This window comes from Atopobium sp. oral taxon 199 str. F0494 (assembly GCF_000411555.1).
In the GTDB taxonomy this organism is placed as follows: domain Bacteria; phylum Actinomycetota; class Coriobacteriia; order Coriobacteriales; family Atopobiaceae; genus Lancefieldella.
Genome location: NZ_KE150486.1, coordinates 934,284 through 950,047, shown reverse-complemented (window position 1 = coordinate 950,047; position 15,764 = coordinate 934,284). Strand labels below are relative to the sequence as shown.

The 15,764-nt window shown below is 48.4% G+C and carries 6 protein-coding genes, 1 tRNA gene and 1 pseudogene; all 8 read left to right on the top strand.

Annotated elements, in window-relative coordinates; all coding sequences use genetic code 11:
* Positions 1–666: 666 nt before the first annotated feature.
* The 8 genes and pseudogenes from HMPREF1527_RS04260 to HMPREF1527_RS04225 all read left to right on the top strand — a co-directional run bounded on the left by HMPREF1527_RS04260 (position 667) and on the right by HMPREF1527_RS04225 (position 15,724).
* On the top strand, positions 667–4,722 hold the full coding sequence (locus HMPREF1527_RS04260) for a hypothetical protein (protein WP_016477473.1): 4,056 nt from the start codon (positions 667–669) through the stop codon (positions 4,720–4,722).
* Between the two features lie 80 nt (positions 4,723–4,802).
* Positions 4,803–4,879: transfer RNA gene (locus HMPREF1527_RS04255), tRNA-Met, on the top strand.
* Between the two features lie 432 nt (positions 4,880–5,311).
* The gene (locus tag HMPREF1527_RS04250; protein WP_016477472.1) at positions 5,312–7,393 is read left to right on the top strand and encodes a DUF262 domain-containing protein; all 2,082 of its coding nucleotides are present in this window, start codon (positions 5,312–5,314) and stop codon (positions 7,391–7,393) included.
* A 291-nt stretch (positions 7,394–7,684) separates the two neighbouring features.
* A pseudogene (locus HMPREF1527_RS08015) lies at positions 7,685–7,936 on the top strand (hypothetical protein); the annotation flags it as partial.
* Between the two features lie 594 nt (positions 7,937–8,530).
* Complete coding sequence (locus HMPREF1527_RS04240; RefSeq protein ID WP_016477469.1) at positions 8,531–11,290, top strand: type I restriction-modification system subunit M; 2,760 nt, start codon at positions 8,531–8,533, stop codon at positions 11,288–11,290.
* 1 nt (position 11,291) lies between these two features.
* Positions 11,292–11,975 carry a restriction endonuclease subunit S gene (locus HMPREF1527_RS04235; RefSeq protein WP_051113091.1) on the top strand — a complete coding sequence of 228 codons (684 nt, stop codon included), beginning with the start codon at positions 11,292–11,294 and terminating at the stop codon, positions 11,973–11,975.
* A gap of 34 nt (positions 11,976–12,009) precedes the next feature.
* The gene (locus HMPREF1527_RS04230) at positions 12,010–12,504 is read left to right on the top strand and encodes a restriction endonuclease subunit S (RefSeq protein ID WP_016477467.1); all 495 of its coding nucleotides are present in this window, start codon (positions 12,010–12,012) and stop codon (positions 12,502–12,504) included.
* A 10-nt stretch (positions 12,505–12,514) separates the two neighbouring features.
* Entirely contained in the window at positions 12,515–15,724 is a 3,210-nt protein-coding gene (locus HMPREF1527_RS04225) for an HsdR family type I site-specific deoxyribonuclease (RefSeq protein ID WP_016477466.1), read from the top strand.
* Positions 15,725–15,764 lie beyond the last annotated feature (40 nt).

Genomic DNA, 15,764 nt, shown 5'->3' with positions numbered 1-15,764 from the left:
TGTGTATATGAGGTGCGCGCACAATGAGACGCGCACGCATTAGGTGGTACGTGCATTACGCTTGTTTAACTTGCTCGGTATGCTAAGCATGCCGAGCAAGTTTGCGCTTGAGGTTGCGTTTGTGCAGTTCTTTGAGTTCTTTGGTGGAATCTTGCGCATCGAGCAGGGCTTCTCGGCGAGTCTCTCTATGGAGCAGGAAACGGCCCTCTTCGCAAGTCTCATCCCTTGCAAGTCTCGCCCCTCTGCACGGTTCCAAAAGTCCTCTCCCTATGTGCGATTCCAAAAAAGTACATGAGTTGTGATATGAAAACTCCTAAAAAAGGTATCAGTTGTGATAAATCCCCTAAAAATGTTATGAGTTGTGAAGTATTTTTATCACAACTGTGGCACTTTTTTGGAAATGAGGCGGAGCGCACGTGCTTTTTTTGGAAATGGGGGGCGCACAACATAGCGTATGGGTAGACATAGCGCAGGAAACACGCGCCAATCCCCAAAGGAGCCTCAAAAGAGCCCAAAAGAAAAAACTTGCCATTAATCTCAAAATACAAGCTCATTATATGAGTTTTTCGCTATACTTGACCGTGTATGTTTGGCACTAAACATCAGCTTAAAGAAGCATAAAGAAACAAGAATTGTAGAGAATTGTAAAGAAAAAGGAGCCACACTATGAGAGATGACCATAGGACATCGCGTCTTGTTCTCTCGGGTCTGCTTTCGCTTTCACTCGCTACCGCATCCTTTCCGGCAGTAGCGTTTGGCGAGCAGACCGGCGCAGCAGAAACGCCTGCTGCGGCAGCAAGCACTGAAAGTTCGGCAACAGAGGGCACCCCTGCGCCTTCCACGCCGTCAGCTGCAGGGACTGCCGCATCTACGGCAACCACAACAGAGACCACAACAGAGACCACAACAGAAAACGCAACGGGAACCTCTCCGATTGCGGGTGCAGAATCGACAGATACCCAGGGAGTTTCCGCGGTTTCAGCTGCTCCGACAGCGCTTCCCGTCCGTGCTCCGCTTGCCGTCACCGAACTCTATGTGAACTCCACAACCGGTGCGGATACCAATGACGGCTCTTCTGACGCTCAGGCGTTCAAGACCATTGAGAAGGCCGTTGCCGCAGCAGCAGCTAATTCTGCGGTAACCACGATTCACGTTCAGGGCGACTTTACTCTGTCATCTCGTCAGACGCTTACCAATGTCACGCTGAACTTCTCGGGTGATACGACCGTCAAGCTCAAAAACGGCGCGGGGTTTGATCTTAAGGGTACGTCGAAGGTCAATGCGGCCGGCGCAACCGTTACCCTTGACGCTCCCAATGACGGCTATACCTTCCGTCTCTATGACTCCGCCGAGATTAATGACGGCCACTTTGTCTTTAAGTATGGCAACAACGGCTTCGCCTTCCACATGCCCGCTGGCAGCAACGGAGCTCTCAAAGGCTCTTCTCGCGGCGCTCTTTCCATGGACATTACCAACGGCATGTTCATGAACAACTCGCAGGCCAACCTGATTGAGAACGCCAAGATTGACCAGCGCTATACCGGCGACAAGTGGCAGCTCTACGAATGGAACGGCTTCAAGTTTGTGAACTCCGATGTAACCGCAACCCGTCTTCCGTTCTACTTCAAGTCGCCGTTCTCTATGGATAACTCCACGTTTACCATTGACGCGGGCGGCGTGAGATGGCAGACCGGCCTGGCTATTCCGGAGGACAGTGCCCCCGGAGAGACGCTCATTACCAACAACTCCAAGCTCACGGTCAAGAACTTCAATGCGCACTGGCGCGCAAAGGGCATTACGATTGGCAATGCAGGCGTAACGTTCCGCGTTAACAATGGTTCTGTCGTTGACGCTTCTTCCGACAGAAACGGCGGTCTGAACGTCAATAGCGGAACCGCCATCTTCGAGGACGGTGGCACGTTCCACGGCCAGGATAACTCCGGCGCTCAGGCTGGCGCGCAGGCTGGCGCGCAGCTCATTTTCAAGGGCGACTCACTCTTTGATACGCTTGCCGGAGAAGAGCAAGACAACGGTCTTGCCGATTCTACCGGCGGTTATGTGGTCATGGGCGGCACACATCGCGTGAAGTATGACGACGCCTACCAAAGTGGTAAGGCTATTCCTACCACTGACGCTGCTCACGGCAACGAGAAACTCATGCTCTTCACCCTCGCCGATGCGTCAAAGACTGAACTGACCGCAAAGCCAAAGACGGGCGGCGATTACACCTACAAGGTGAAGTACGCTTCCGCGGACGGCAAGAAGCACGTTTGGATGCCTTTTGCCAAGGTTACCGTGACGCTCAATAACGATAACGCTACCTTTGCCGATGGTTCGCATGCCGATAAGAGCGGCAACAAGATTGGTGATGCGACGCCTGAGAAGTCCGGCTATGACACCATTACTTCAGATACCTTCGCCAGCCCGACCGACCCCAACGGCATATCGTTCCTCGGCTGGTTCTACAAGGATTCAAACGGCGTAGAGAAGCCCTTCTCGTTTGATACGCCTGTTGATGATGACATCACAGTCTATGCCAAGTGGGACGCTCGCAGCATTGTGTACGACAACGGCAACGGCGTAACCTACACTCAGAACGTCAAGGCCACCGAGGCGAGCGGAGCGCTCCAGAGCTACGATGACGTGGTGACCAACAAGCCTGAGTTCAAAGTTCCCGGCAAGACCTTTACCGGCTGGACCGTCACGCATGAGGACGGCTCTGTCTATGACGTTGCCGGCAAGCTTTTCCAGGCCAACGATTCCGTAACCTTTAGCGGCCAGGAGAAGGTCCTCCACGCCAAGGCCAATTACACGCAGGACGAGTACACGGTGCGTTTCTCGGCAAACGGGGGTACGTTTGCGGATGCAAGCGTCTTTAAGCAGCACCCCGAGCTCTTTGATATCTCCACCGACGAGCTGGGTGGCGAAGTTGCCACCGTCAAGCAGAAGGCTCTATATGACCAGAAGCTCTCCGCGCTTCTCGACAAGACCATCCGTGAGCAGCTTTCTCCCGATGGCATCGCAACGCGTATGGGCTTTATCCCCGGCGATCGTCTGATGTGGTATGACACGCCGCTCTTCAACACCGGCGGATACAACTTCAAAGATCATACGAGCTGGTTCTGGACTACGCCTGGTGCCGATCCGGCAATCCAGAAAGACATGACGTTCTACCTCAAGTGGACTGAGGATCCAACGGTCCAGAAGGTTGAAGCAACACTTGATCTTCCTTCCGATCTCTACGGTCCAAGTCAGGCGGATTCGCCCAATCCCTTTATGGTGGATGCCGATGGCTACAAGACCTTCTCGCTGATCGGCCTTATCAATATGAAGTCCGTCCAGGAGAAGATGCAGGAGATTGAGAACCTGTATCCAAACGATGCGGCACACCCTGAGAACATCAAGCTTTCCGGTACACAGTGCACCTTTAAGGCAGAGCTGACGCTTCCTGACGGTGTGACGGTTCCCGAGAACGCGGCTGCAAGCGTTGAGGGCCTTGGCGATAAGTTCGAGGTCAAGGAGACCAAGGTCGAGGGACAGAAAGTAACCGTGACCTTTGCGCTCAAGGGTGGCGACATTCACAACTACGCCGAGCTCAAGGCAGCCGTTGACTCCATGGGCGACGCTAATGGCGACGTCGAGGCAACCGTTGACGGATTCAAGCTTGACCCCGATAAGGTTTCCAACGGCGATGAGCTCACGGCTGTAGGTAAGGTGTCGGGTACCTTTACGTCCTTTGCCCAGAATCCCGCCGGCACTACGAAGTTCTTTAACTTTACATGGAACGGCAAGCAGCGCGACGAGGGTCGCAGCATTCTCTCCACCGACCAGGCCGCCATTGAGCAGACCATTGTTGCCAGAAAGGCCGAGCATAAGGACGTTAAGACCGATATGCTCATTAACGGCGACACCACCTCTGATCATGTGTATGAGGCCAAGAAGGGCGATACGCTGAAGTTTACCGCCCAGCTTGATGCAACGCCGATTCAGGACCAGATGAAGGCCATTGAACAGAAGTACAACATTGATCCAAGTCGCTACGACCAGATCAGCATTCATGATCTTGGACCTCAGTGCACCTTTACCACAACGTTTACCGTTCCCGATGCGATGGCTGGCTACCTGACCGGCAATGTTGCCGATTACAAGCTTACGGGCACGAACGCCTTTGATGTTACGAGCGCGGTGCTTTCCAACGGCGGCAAGACGGTGACGCTAACCATGACGCTTAAGAGCGGGTACACCAACTACGCTGAGCTCCGCAAGGCAATCATCGATGAGACGCAGCCTAAACTTGAGCTTGAACTTCCGGCGTATAAGGTTCCCGAGACTGCTGCAACCGACACTAACTATTCGGTTTCCGGTACGGTTTCAGGTACGTTCCTGGCTCACGTGAACCTTGGTAACCACCAGAAGGACTTTGCCTTCACGTGGTCGGGTGTTCAGGATCCTGCTGGTAAGGACTCCATCCTTGCAGATGGCGACGAGACCATCCAGACAACCTATAAGGTAGCTGCGGATCCAACGACGCCTGAAAATCCGACCAACCCCGATCAGCCCAAGCCGAGCAAGCCCGGAAAGAAGCCTTCCAAGGGCAAGAAATCCGCGGTTCCGTACATGGGTGACGCGGCGGCAATCGGCGGTATTGCAGCACTTGCAGCGAGCGGTCTCGCAGCTCTTTCGGCGGCATTTACATCCAAGCGTCGTCGTCATAACGATTAAGCGAGAAGTTCTTCTCGTTGTGGTTGACTTTGTGTGTATTGCGCGGTATAGTTCTTTCTCGCGCAACACGCGCTTCATAGTGCGGGGTGGAGCAGTCTGGTAGCTCGTCGGGCTCATAACCCGAAGGTCGTTGGTTCAAATCCAGCCCCCGCGACCAAAATTTCATCCCCTGCCCGCGAAAGCGGGTGGGGGATTTTCTTTCCCAACACAGCATCGGCCTTGCTCTAACAACTTACGTTCGTTAGAGCTGCAAGCGGATAATTGGCTTAACGACTTTCTTCACGCAATAATTGTCATTAGGATTTTGACAAAACTGCTAACGGCACGTTTCTGTTCTTAGAGCTGAAAGACCAACTGTAATAACACTTTAAGTTTGTAAAAAGTTATTAAATGTCATAACCTGACTTCTGCAGCTAAAATAGGGAGCAAGTCAATCAGGGAATTTATACGTACGTTTGAGAAGCGGAGCATAAGATTTACCTACAGGAAAAATGGTGATAAGACTTCGTGGAGACACTCTACCTCACTCATTCCTGTTTCGGCTGTAGAATGAGTATTCAAGAAGTAATGTTACGAAGGATAGACGCCCATGGACGGACACAAGCAGTATCTTACGGACCTCATTGAGGGTAAGCTCACACGATTTGTCATCCCTGTATATCAGCGCAATTACGACTGGAAACCCGAGCAGTGCAAGAGGCTTTTCGACGATCTTGTCGAGGTGTCAAAGACGGGGCGCAAAGAGCACTTCTTCGGAAGCATTGTCTCGCAAACGCCGCGCGGGGAGCGTATTGTTATTGATGGACAGCAGCGAATAACCACTGTATTTCTGCTCCTGGCTGCTATTAGAGATCAGTTAACCACGGGCGTTGTGACCTCAGAGGAAGAAGACCTCGCCGAAGATATCGATGATTACTACCTCATAGACAGAAAGCACAAGAAGGAGCAGAAACTCCGGCTCAAGCTGGTCAAAAGCGATAGTGAGGCATTTTCGGCCGTCCTTGACCAGAATGAGGACGCTTATGTTCAGAGTTCGAATGTCACCCAGAACTTCTTCTACTTCCTAGAGCGCATCACGTATATGGATATTAGTATCGATGAGCTTTACGAGGCCATCAAATCTCTGTGCGTTATTGATATCACGCTTGACCCGGGTGATGACGCGCAACTCATCTTCGAAAGCCTGAACTCAACCGGCCTCGATCTCTCCGAGGCAGACAAAATTCGCAACTTCGTGCTCATGAACCTCGACCAAGAGCGCCAGGAGGCCTATTACGAGAACTACTGGAACGCTGTCGAGCGAAATACCGACTACAAAGTAAGTGACTACATTCGCTTCTACCTCGCTGCACGAGAAGCGAAGACGCCGGCGATTAAGAAGGTTTACCCGTCCTTCCGCTCATATGCCGCAAAGCGTTTCCATGACCCTGAAGCTGGGGATCTGGGTATCGACGCCAAGGGTTTGCTCGAAGAGCTCTTGCGTTACTCGAAGTACTATCGTCTCTGTAATCATCCCGATACGGGTGTTAAAGAGATTGATTCAGCGCTTAGGGCGATTCACCTATTCGATGCGAGCGTCACGCATCCCTATCTGCTCAATTTGCTCGACTACAGAGCATCCGGGAACATAGATGATGCGGCAGTGGCAACGGTTCTCTGGTGCATCGACTCGTACCTTTTCCGCAGGTGGGTATGCAGCGTGCCTGCAAACGCCCTGAACAAGATATTCGAGACGCTTCATGGTGATGCTCTCAAGGGCGTTAAAGATGGCGCATCTTATCCGGAAGTCGTGAAGTACCTCTTAACACACAAGGGAGGAACAGGACGATTCCCAGACGACAACGATTTTCTCTACTCATTGGATACCCGCGATTTCTACCGTATTCAGAACCGCAAGTACTATCTGTACGACCGGCTTGAGAACGGCACCAGCGAAGAGCGTATCGAGGTTGTCGCCGGCCTCGAAAGAGGTGACTTCTCAGTCGAGCACGTGATGCCGCAGACCCTCAATGCCGACTGGAAGAAAAGCCTTGGAGACGACTGGGAGCGCATTCATGAGGAATGGTGTCATAAGATGGCAAACCTTACGCTCACGGCCTACAACTCCGACTACAGCAACCGTCCGTTCAAGACAAAACGCGATATGAAGGATGGCTTCAAAGATAGCGGCTTCCGCATGAACCAATGGATAGCCCAACAAACTACTTGGGGTGAAAGCCAGATGAAAGACCGCGGGAAAATGCTTGAAGAGCAGTTCCTCGCAACTTGGCCGTTTCCTACGACGAACTATGAGCCAAAAAAGATGCTTCCTGAGCTAGCAGAGTTGGGTTCCGATACCGAGTTCACGGGTAGGAGGATTGCTGCCTTCAGCTTCATTGGAGACCGTTATGCAACATCGCAGTGGAATGAGATGGAAGTAAAGGTCTTGAAGCTGCTTTGTGAGCTAGAGCCCGCAAAGATTCATTCGCTTGTGAACAGCAACACCTATCCAGGTACTGCTTTTTGCGGCGACGAAGCCCAAGGATTCTCACAGATTACTAGCGGTGTGTATGTGAAGACCAACTCAAGCACGTCGGCCAAGATAGATTTGCTCAAGCGTGTCTTCGAGGTCTGCGATATCTCTGCCAGCGAGCTCGCCTTTGAGATGCCGGTAGGTGCTGAACTTGATTAGCGATTTGCCAATGACGCTCTATAAGAGATTGAGTATATATGCAGCTATAATGTATTGTACGGAAAGTTGGGGTGTAATGGCTGGAGAAGACAAAGGTGGTAAGGTGTAAGCACTGCACCTCACCCCGCTCAATGAAGAAGAGTTGAGTCCGTATCTTGATGAATTTAGCTTTGCATTTAGCGATGCTGAGGTTGCGAATATTGCCATCTCAGGACCTTATGGTGCAGGAAAGCTAACTCATGGGAGCAGCTTGAACTTAAGAAGGCTAGAGCTACTAAAAGGGACGTACAGCCTTGGGTTCACATCTCACCTTCAGTTTTTGTTGGGGAAAATGAAAACGCAGGTTTTATTAGAGAGGATGAAGAGAATGATGAGCCGCAAAAGAAGCATCGGGATATTGAGAGCGAATTAATCAATCAGCTTATATTCAAGCTGAAACCTAGGAATGCGCCGAAGAGTCGCTTTACCGTCACGGAAGGTTCTTTGCCATTTGTGGATATTTTAAGACAATTTTTGTTGCAGTTACTATTAGACTCACGATAGTCCTTATTCTTGGATGGGAAAACAGTAGTCTTTCTTGGACACAAGACATCCCTACTTGTAATAATGCTTGTCGTATGGCTCTTGTGTTGTGGCCATAATTTGCCGGGTTTTTTTAGATTCCGTTCTATAGCTAGAATTTTCAAACGCTTGAAGTTTTTCAAGACGATATGAGAGAAGCATTGAAGCTCCCTAACCTCATGTCGTCTCGCGGGGAATTTGCCAATCGTGTTGTTTCAGGTATGGCATGACTTGTAAAGAAGAGGCGCACTTCATCGAGATTGGCAAGCGGAACGGTGGTGACTGTGTGGTAGTAGTACATGAGCGCGCCTGCTGGGTGTGAGTGATAGGGTGTATGTGCGAAGGGGAACTTTCTAATCAAACTTCTAAAATATCAAAAAGCGGGATTTTCTAAAGACCCCTGAATTGACTGATTGTTGGATACGATTACAGACTTTTACGGGTGTCAGATGTCCGGTATGCTCACAAAAAATGTTACTTATACTAAAATATGGATGATTATTCGGCCTAGTACATCTTTATACGTAGTTAGTAACCATCACTTACACCGATCTCAAGCATATGTAGGAGATATGTATGAATAAGCAACATCTAGCAGCGCGTATCTGGCGCTGTGCTAACAATATGCGCGGCAAGATTAGCGCTGAGAAATACAAAAACTACATTCTTGGTTTTATCTTTTACAAGTATGTTTCCGAGAAAGAGAAAGACCTACTGGTTTCCGATGGCTGGAGAGCTGAGGACATTGAGGCCTTGAGCGAAGCGGATATCAAAGATGCCGACTATATTCGGGAGCGTATCGGATACTTTATCCCCTACAAATACCTCTATTCGACGTGGGTCCGCCCCGATGCGGATTTCAACGTAGGGGACGTTCGTGATGCTTTGCAGTCATTCAACCGAAATGTGTACAAGGATTATCGTGCGGTGTACGACAACGTATTTGCAAGTCTGGTCTCTGAACTTGATGATCTTGGTGATAATCCACAGCATCAACTTGTAGCCATAAAAAAACTGCTCGATATAATCCAGCCAATCCCTATGAATAGTCGTGACTATGACGTCTTGGGTTTCATTTATGAGAACCTCATTGGCAACTTTGCTGCCAATGCTGGTAAGAAGGCCGGAGAGTTCTATACGCCGCGTGAGGTTGCCGTCCTTATGAGTGATATTATCGCCTATAACCTGCAGGACAAAAATCACATTAGCATCTACGACCCAACTTCGGGCTCTGCCTCGCTGCTTCTGACGGTAGGGCAGTCGGTTGCTAAGCATAACGGCAATCCTGACTCGGTCAAGTATTATGCGCAGGAGCTTATTAAAGAAACTTACAATCTCACACGCATGAATCTCATCATGCGTGGCATCAAGCCAGCGAACATCGTGACCAAGAACGCTGACACGCTCATTGATGACTGGCCCTTGCAGGAAAACGAAGTCGATCCATTGCGTGTTGACGCCTGCTGCTCAAATCCACCTTACTCTAAAGAGTGGGTTGTGCCAACTGCGTCTGACCCACGCTTTGACGAGTATGGTCGAGCACCTAAATCAAAAGCAGACTATGCCTTCTTATTGCACAACCTCTACCATCTGAATGCCGGCGGTATCATGACCATTGTATTACCTCACGGCGTACTGTTTCGCGGAGGCGAGGAGAGCAAGATACGTACCAAACTCCTTGAGAATGGCAACATTGAGGCTATTATTGGACTACCTCCCGACATTTTTTATGGTACTCAAATTCCTACGATTGTCATGGTGCTTCGTCGCTCGCGTAGCAAACGTGATGTTCTGTTCATTGATGCATCCAAGTACTTTATCCGAGATGGTACGAAGAACCGCCTACGCGAACAGGATATTCGACGTGTATTTGACGCGTACTGTAGACGCACTGAAATCGATGGGTTCTCGCACGTGGCTACGTGGGAAGAGATTGAGGAGAATGGCTTTAACCTTAATATTCCTCGCTATGTCGACTCGTCGGAGAAGACGAGTGCACCCGATATTTACGCAAGTATGTTTGGTGGTGTGCCGGTAGCTGAAATTGACGAGCTCTCTATCTGGTGGAAGACGATGCCCAGCCTGAGAGGTGAGCTGTTTTCAGAGGAGGGCTCGTATGCAACTCTTAAGGTCAAGGATATCGACAAGACTATAGGTGAAAGTCAAGATGTCGTTGATTTTAAAACTGCGGTTTCAAACGCTGCAGCAAAGTATATAGGTAGCCTATGTGAGGTTTTGTTTGGGAACAATTTAGAGGAACTTGACATTCGCAGCGTTCAGCAAGAGCTCGAAGCTCGACTCTTCTCTGAGTTCTCTGTCCTACCTCTGGTTGATGAGTATGCTGCGTATCAGGAGTTTTCTGATAGCTGGAAGACAATTGCCAACGACCTTGAGACGATAAAGGCTGATGGTTTCGCAACAGCGAGTCAGGCAATCGATCCTAACCTTGTTGTCGAGAAGCAAAAAGACAAAAGGGAAGAAGAGGTTCAGGATAAAAATGAACCTTGGGTAGGACGTGTTCTTCCCTTTGACATTGTCCAGCGGCTATATTTACCCGGTGAGTTTGAAAAGGTGGAGAGACTCGAAGCTACGATTGCCCAACAGGATTGGATATGCTCAGATTTCGTCAATAATTTAACCGAAGAGGAACAGAATCTAGATTTTATCAAGGAAGATGGATCCATTGATGTAAGTAAAAGCAATCGGGTTAATCGGGCCTTTTGGGAGGCTTGTTCCGAGTATGAACCTCAACTCGAAGGTCTTATCTGCTACTGGGACACACTTAAGGATAAGAATAAGGGCATTGTAGATCTCAAGTCCATACCTGCTTATTATCAAGGTACCGATTGGGGTGCAATCAAAGCGAAGCAAGACGGTACCTATACGACAAAGGCTATCGAGACCCGCATCACTAACCTCATTGATTCTCTGGAGTTCAACGAAGAATCTCTAGCTGCACGTCTTAAGGCCGTTATTGAGGCAATTGAGGAATTGAAGTGCGCTAATAAGGAGCTCAAGATTGTGCGACAAGAGCTTATCGACTCAACTCGCACCTATATTGAGAACATTAGTATCGATGAGGCGAAGTCTGTTCTCAAGATTAAGTGGACACAGACTCTCGAAGGTCGTCTTGCGGAGCTTGCGGATGAACGAATAGCCGATCTTAAGACAAAAGTCTGTCAGCTTGCAAAGTGCTATGAGGAGACGCTTAAGGATGTGGATGACGCTATAGAGGTTGCTTCAACTGAGCTTGTTGGGATGCTTGAGCAGCTTGAGGGTAATGACTTCGACATGGCAGGTATTGCCGAATTCCGAAGGCTTCTGGGCGGTGAATAGCATGAGCACGAACGTGCCACAGATTCGTTTCAAAGGTTTTACTGACCCTTGGGAACAGCGTAAGTTGGGTGACTGTGGATTTGCTTATGGCGGGTTATCTGGCAAGACGAAGGAAGACTTTGGCCATGGTGCCGCCAAATTCATTCCGTATACAAACGTATTTGATAACCCGATTACCGATAGCAATCAGCTTGAATTCATCGAGGAAGACCCTAAGCAAAACGAAGTTAGATATGGCGATGCGTTGTTTACTGTATCTTCCGAGACGCCAGAGGAAGTGGGCATGTCTTCCATTTGGCTTTCTGACCAGCCAAATGTTTACCTGAATAGCTTTTGCTTTGGTTACCGACAAGACGGTAGTTTTGATTCGCGATACCTCGCCTATATGCTCAGGTCCCCAGGCGTACGAAGTGATTTGACTTTGCTTGCCCAGGGAATATCGCGATTCAATATCTCGAAGAATAAGGTTTTGGAACTTGAGGTTCCTTATCCAAAAACAAACGAACAGGCTCAACTCGGCTCATTCTTCTCTCACCTCGACAACCTCATCACCCTTCATCAGCGTAAGTATGAAAAGCTTTCTGCTTTGAAAAAGTCTCTACTTGAAAAGATGTTTCCCCGAGAGGGAGAGAACGAACCAGAAGTTCGATTCGCCGGTTTTACTGACCCTTTGGGAACAGCGTAAGGTTGGAGATTGTTTTACTGAGCGTGTCGAAAGTATGCCTGACGGCGAATTAATTTCGGTTACTATCAACGATGGAGTAAAGAAATTTTCCGAGCTTGGCAGACACGATAATTCAAATGAAGATAAGTCAAAATATAAGAAAGTTTGTGTTGGGGATATTGCTTATAACTCAATGAGAATGTGGCAAGGTGCAAGCGGTTATTCACCATATGAAGGCATTGTAAGCCCTGCATATACGGTACTTTCGCCAAATTCAGGTATCAATTCAAAGTGCTTGGCTTATCAATTTAAGTTACCGGAAACGATACACACCTTTCAAGTTAATTCACAAGGGATAACATCTGATAACTGGAATTTGAAATACCCTGCTTTGAGCCAGATAGAAATATTCGTTTCAAAAGATAAGCAAGAGCAAGACAAAATAGCAGAGTATTTTGCTCACCTCGATCACCTCATCACCCTTCATCAGCGTAAGTTGGCACTGCTGAAGAGCATCAAGAAATCACTTCTTGAAAAAATGTTTACGTAAGGACGATACTATGGCTTTTAATCTCGAAAAAGACTTTGAAGAGGCATTGTGTAACCTGCTCGTCGAAAAGAGGGGATGGGTTGATGGTATCCTATTCAACCCCAGTGAGACTGATTTGCTTAAAAATTGGACGAACTTCCTCAATGAGACAAACAATACACGTGATCGGCTCAATGGGTTTCCTCTAACTGATACTGAGGTCGAACAGCTCTTGAGTAAAATTAGGGAATGTGATTCGCCTTTCAAAGCGAATAATCTGCTTTTAGGTGAAAGCTTGTCGCTTATCCGTGATAATCCTGACGACCAAGAACACTTAGATCAGAAGATAACCATTCAGATCTTCAATAAGCGTGCTGTCGGTGGCGGCAAGAACCGCTATCAGATTGCTCGCCAGCCAAGGTTCAAAACTGCCAGCGACATCTATCCCTCCCAGCGAGGTGACCTTACGTTACTGATCAATGGTCTGCCTGTCATTCATATCGAGCTGAAGCGTTCGAATACGCCTTTGTCCCAAGCCTACAACCAAATTAGAAATTATCTCTATAAAGGGGTTTTTACAGGCTTCTTCTCGACAGTTCAGCTCTTTGTTGCAATGACACCTGAGGAGACAAAGTACTTTGCCAATCCAGGTGAGCGTTATGTCCATGATCACGAGGGATTGAACACTAGATTCATGTTCAACTTTGCTGATGAGCATAACGTTGCTATTAACGATTGGGAGAGGGTTGGCTCACGTCTACTCTCCATACCCATGGCGCACAAAATGGTCTCATTCTACACTATTGCCGAGCACACCAATCACAATCTTCTTGTGATGCGTCCTTACCAGATGTACGCTGTAGACAGAATTGAGGCACGTGTTTCAGAGAGGGAACGCGCTGGCTGGAATACGGAGAAACAGCTCGGAGGATATATCTGGCATACCACAGGCTCGGGGAAGACCCTTACGAGCTATAAGGTCTGCACGCATCTTGTCAACATGGGACTTGCAGACCGTACGCTTTTGGTAGTTGATCGACTTGATTTAAACGAGCAGACCAGATTTGAGTATGAGCGTTTTAGCGGTGGAATCGTTGATATCAATGAGGCGTCGAATTCGGAATCTCTCAAAGCTCAGCTTATCGACGTTAAGAACAACAAGAGGCTCTTTATCACTACAATCAATAAGCTCGCAAACGTTGCCAAGAGTGCTAGCGACTACGAGCGTGAGAAGCTGGCCAAGCAGCGCATAGTAGTTATTGTTGATGAGTGTCATCGCTCGCAGTTCGGCGAGATGATGTCGCAGGTGAAAGCGGCTTTGCCTTGCGCTATTTTCTTTGGGTTCACGGGAACTCCCATTAGTTCTTTTAATGCAAAGTGTGAGCTAACAACTAAGGATGTATTTGGAGACTGTATTGCTCAATATACTATTGCAAACGGGATCCACGATGGCAACGTTCTCGAGTTCGACCTACGCCAGCTTGGCTCATTTGACGAAGAGGCGCTTAGGGAGGCTGTAGCTATTGAGAAGGCAAAAGCCACAAACACCTCAGAAGTCTTCATTGATAAGCGCAAGAGGAAGATTTATGAACGGTATATGCACGATGTTGCCATGTGCTATCCCCTTGATGAGGAAACAGGTAACCCTGAGGAGGATGGTATCGAAGACTACGTGCATCCAGTGCAGTTCGATACCGACGAGTACCGACGCGGAGTTGTCGGAGACATAAAGAAATCATGGCTCGAGACTTCGTGCGATTCTAAGTTTCATGCCATTCTCGCCACTTCATCTATCTCCGAGGCTGTAGCTTACTTCCACTTAGTGCGTGAGTTGATTCCAACCCTCAAGGTTACGGCAATCTTCGACCCAGGTGAGGACTATGAGGAGAATGGCCTTAGCAAGATTGATGGTTTGAACGATATCCTGAACTCCTACAACAAGATCTACAGCAAACAGTACAATGTCGGGACCTACGCTGACTTCAAAGTCGATGTGATGAACCGTCTTGCTCACAAGGGAAGTTATAAGAATATTGAGTTCAAGCGTGAGGAATGTCTTGATTTGGTTATTGTTGTTAACCAACTTCTCACGGGATATGACTCTGCTTGGGTACGTACGCTCTATCTGGATAAATACCTGAAGCATGAAGCTATCATCCAAGCATTTAGTCGTACGAACCGTTTGCTCGATGACGATAAACCCTTTGGTATCATTCGCTATTTCCGCAAGCCGTATTCCATGAAACGTAACATCGAGTTTGCTATCAGGAAGTATTCCGGTGGTGAGAAGGTTGACGTAATAGTAGTTCCTCTTGCTGTTCGTATTGCTAAAGTTAATGCTGCGTACGAGGAGATTAAGGCACTGTTTGAGAGTTGTGGGCATGGCGATTTTGCAAGACTTCCCGAAGACAAGGTTATTCGGGCGAAATTCGTTAGGGCTATGAATAAACTTATCCGCAACCTTATAGCAGCTAGAGCTCAGGGATTTAAATTTGAAGATTCAGAGATGACTGCGCTTGACCCTGAGACGGGTGTGGTAGAGGTAACTGAACTTGATAGGGAAACAGGGGAGATTATGTCTGAGACATGTGATTTGACAAGCGATACGCTGAACAAGTTGCTTAACCGCTACATAGAGATTGACCATAACTGCAAAAACGAGGGTGGCTATGTGCCTTACGATATAGACGTACACGTGACGACGCTTTCTACCGAGAAGATAGACGCCGACTACATCGATAAGAAGTTCCACGATTATATCGATGCGGTAAGGGGAAATGCTTCGACAGAGGCGCAGGAAAAAGCTTTGGACGATCTCCATTCCCAGTTTCCCTACCTCAAGGAAGATGATCAGGTGCTTGCCGACCGCCTTATCCAAGACATACAAACCGGCGAGTTCAAAGTAAGGGAAGGATGGCATTTTAGGGATTACCTGAACGAGGCTAAGAACGCCAAGGAGGAAAAAACACTGCTTAAAGTAGCGAGTATCTTAGGGATTGACCCCACTGATGTTCGTAAGTTACGCCAATCGCATCCTACCGAAGTCGAGCTTGATGCTTATGGGCGCTATGATGCCATACTGAAGCTAGTTAATCGCGTTTCTGCTAAGGAAGAGTTGTCTAAAGCGTTGGGTACAGAGATTAAGAGCAAAGATACAATGCGTCTGGCTAATGTTCTGCTGCGTAGATACGTGCTTATAGGTGCGTTCGATGTTGACGAAGTGTTGAGGGGAGAAATATAAGCAAAGGCCAGGAGCTGACAAAGATAGTGGGATTACATTG

Coding starts and splice junctions, on each gene's coding strand:
- HMPREF1527_RS04260 (WP_016477473.1), top strand. CDS start 667: ATGAGAGATGACCATAGGACATCGCGTCTTGTTCTCTCGGGTCTGCTT.
- HMPREF1527_RS04250 (WP_016477472.1), top strand. CDS start 5,312: ATGGACGGACACAAGCAGTATCTTACGGACCTCATTGAGGGTAAGCTC.
- HMPREF1527_RS04240 (WP_016477469.1), top strand. CDS start 8,531: ATGAATAAGCAACATCTAGCAGCGCGTATCTGGCGCTGTGCTAACAAT.
- HMPREF1527_RS04235 (WP_051113091.1), top strand. CDS start 11,292: ATGAGCACGAACGTGCCACAGATTCGTTTCAAAGGTTTTACTGACCCT.
- HMPREF1527_RS04230 (WP_016477467.1), top strand. CDS start 12,010: ATGCCTGACGGCGAATTAATTTCGGTTACTATCAACGATGGAGTAAAG.
- HMPREF1527_RS04225 (WP_016477466.1), top strand. CDS start 12,515: ATGGCTTTTAATCTCGAAAAAGACTTTGAAGAGGCATTGTGTAACCTG.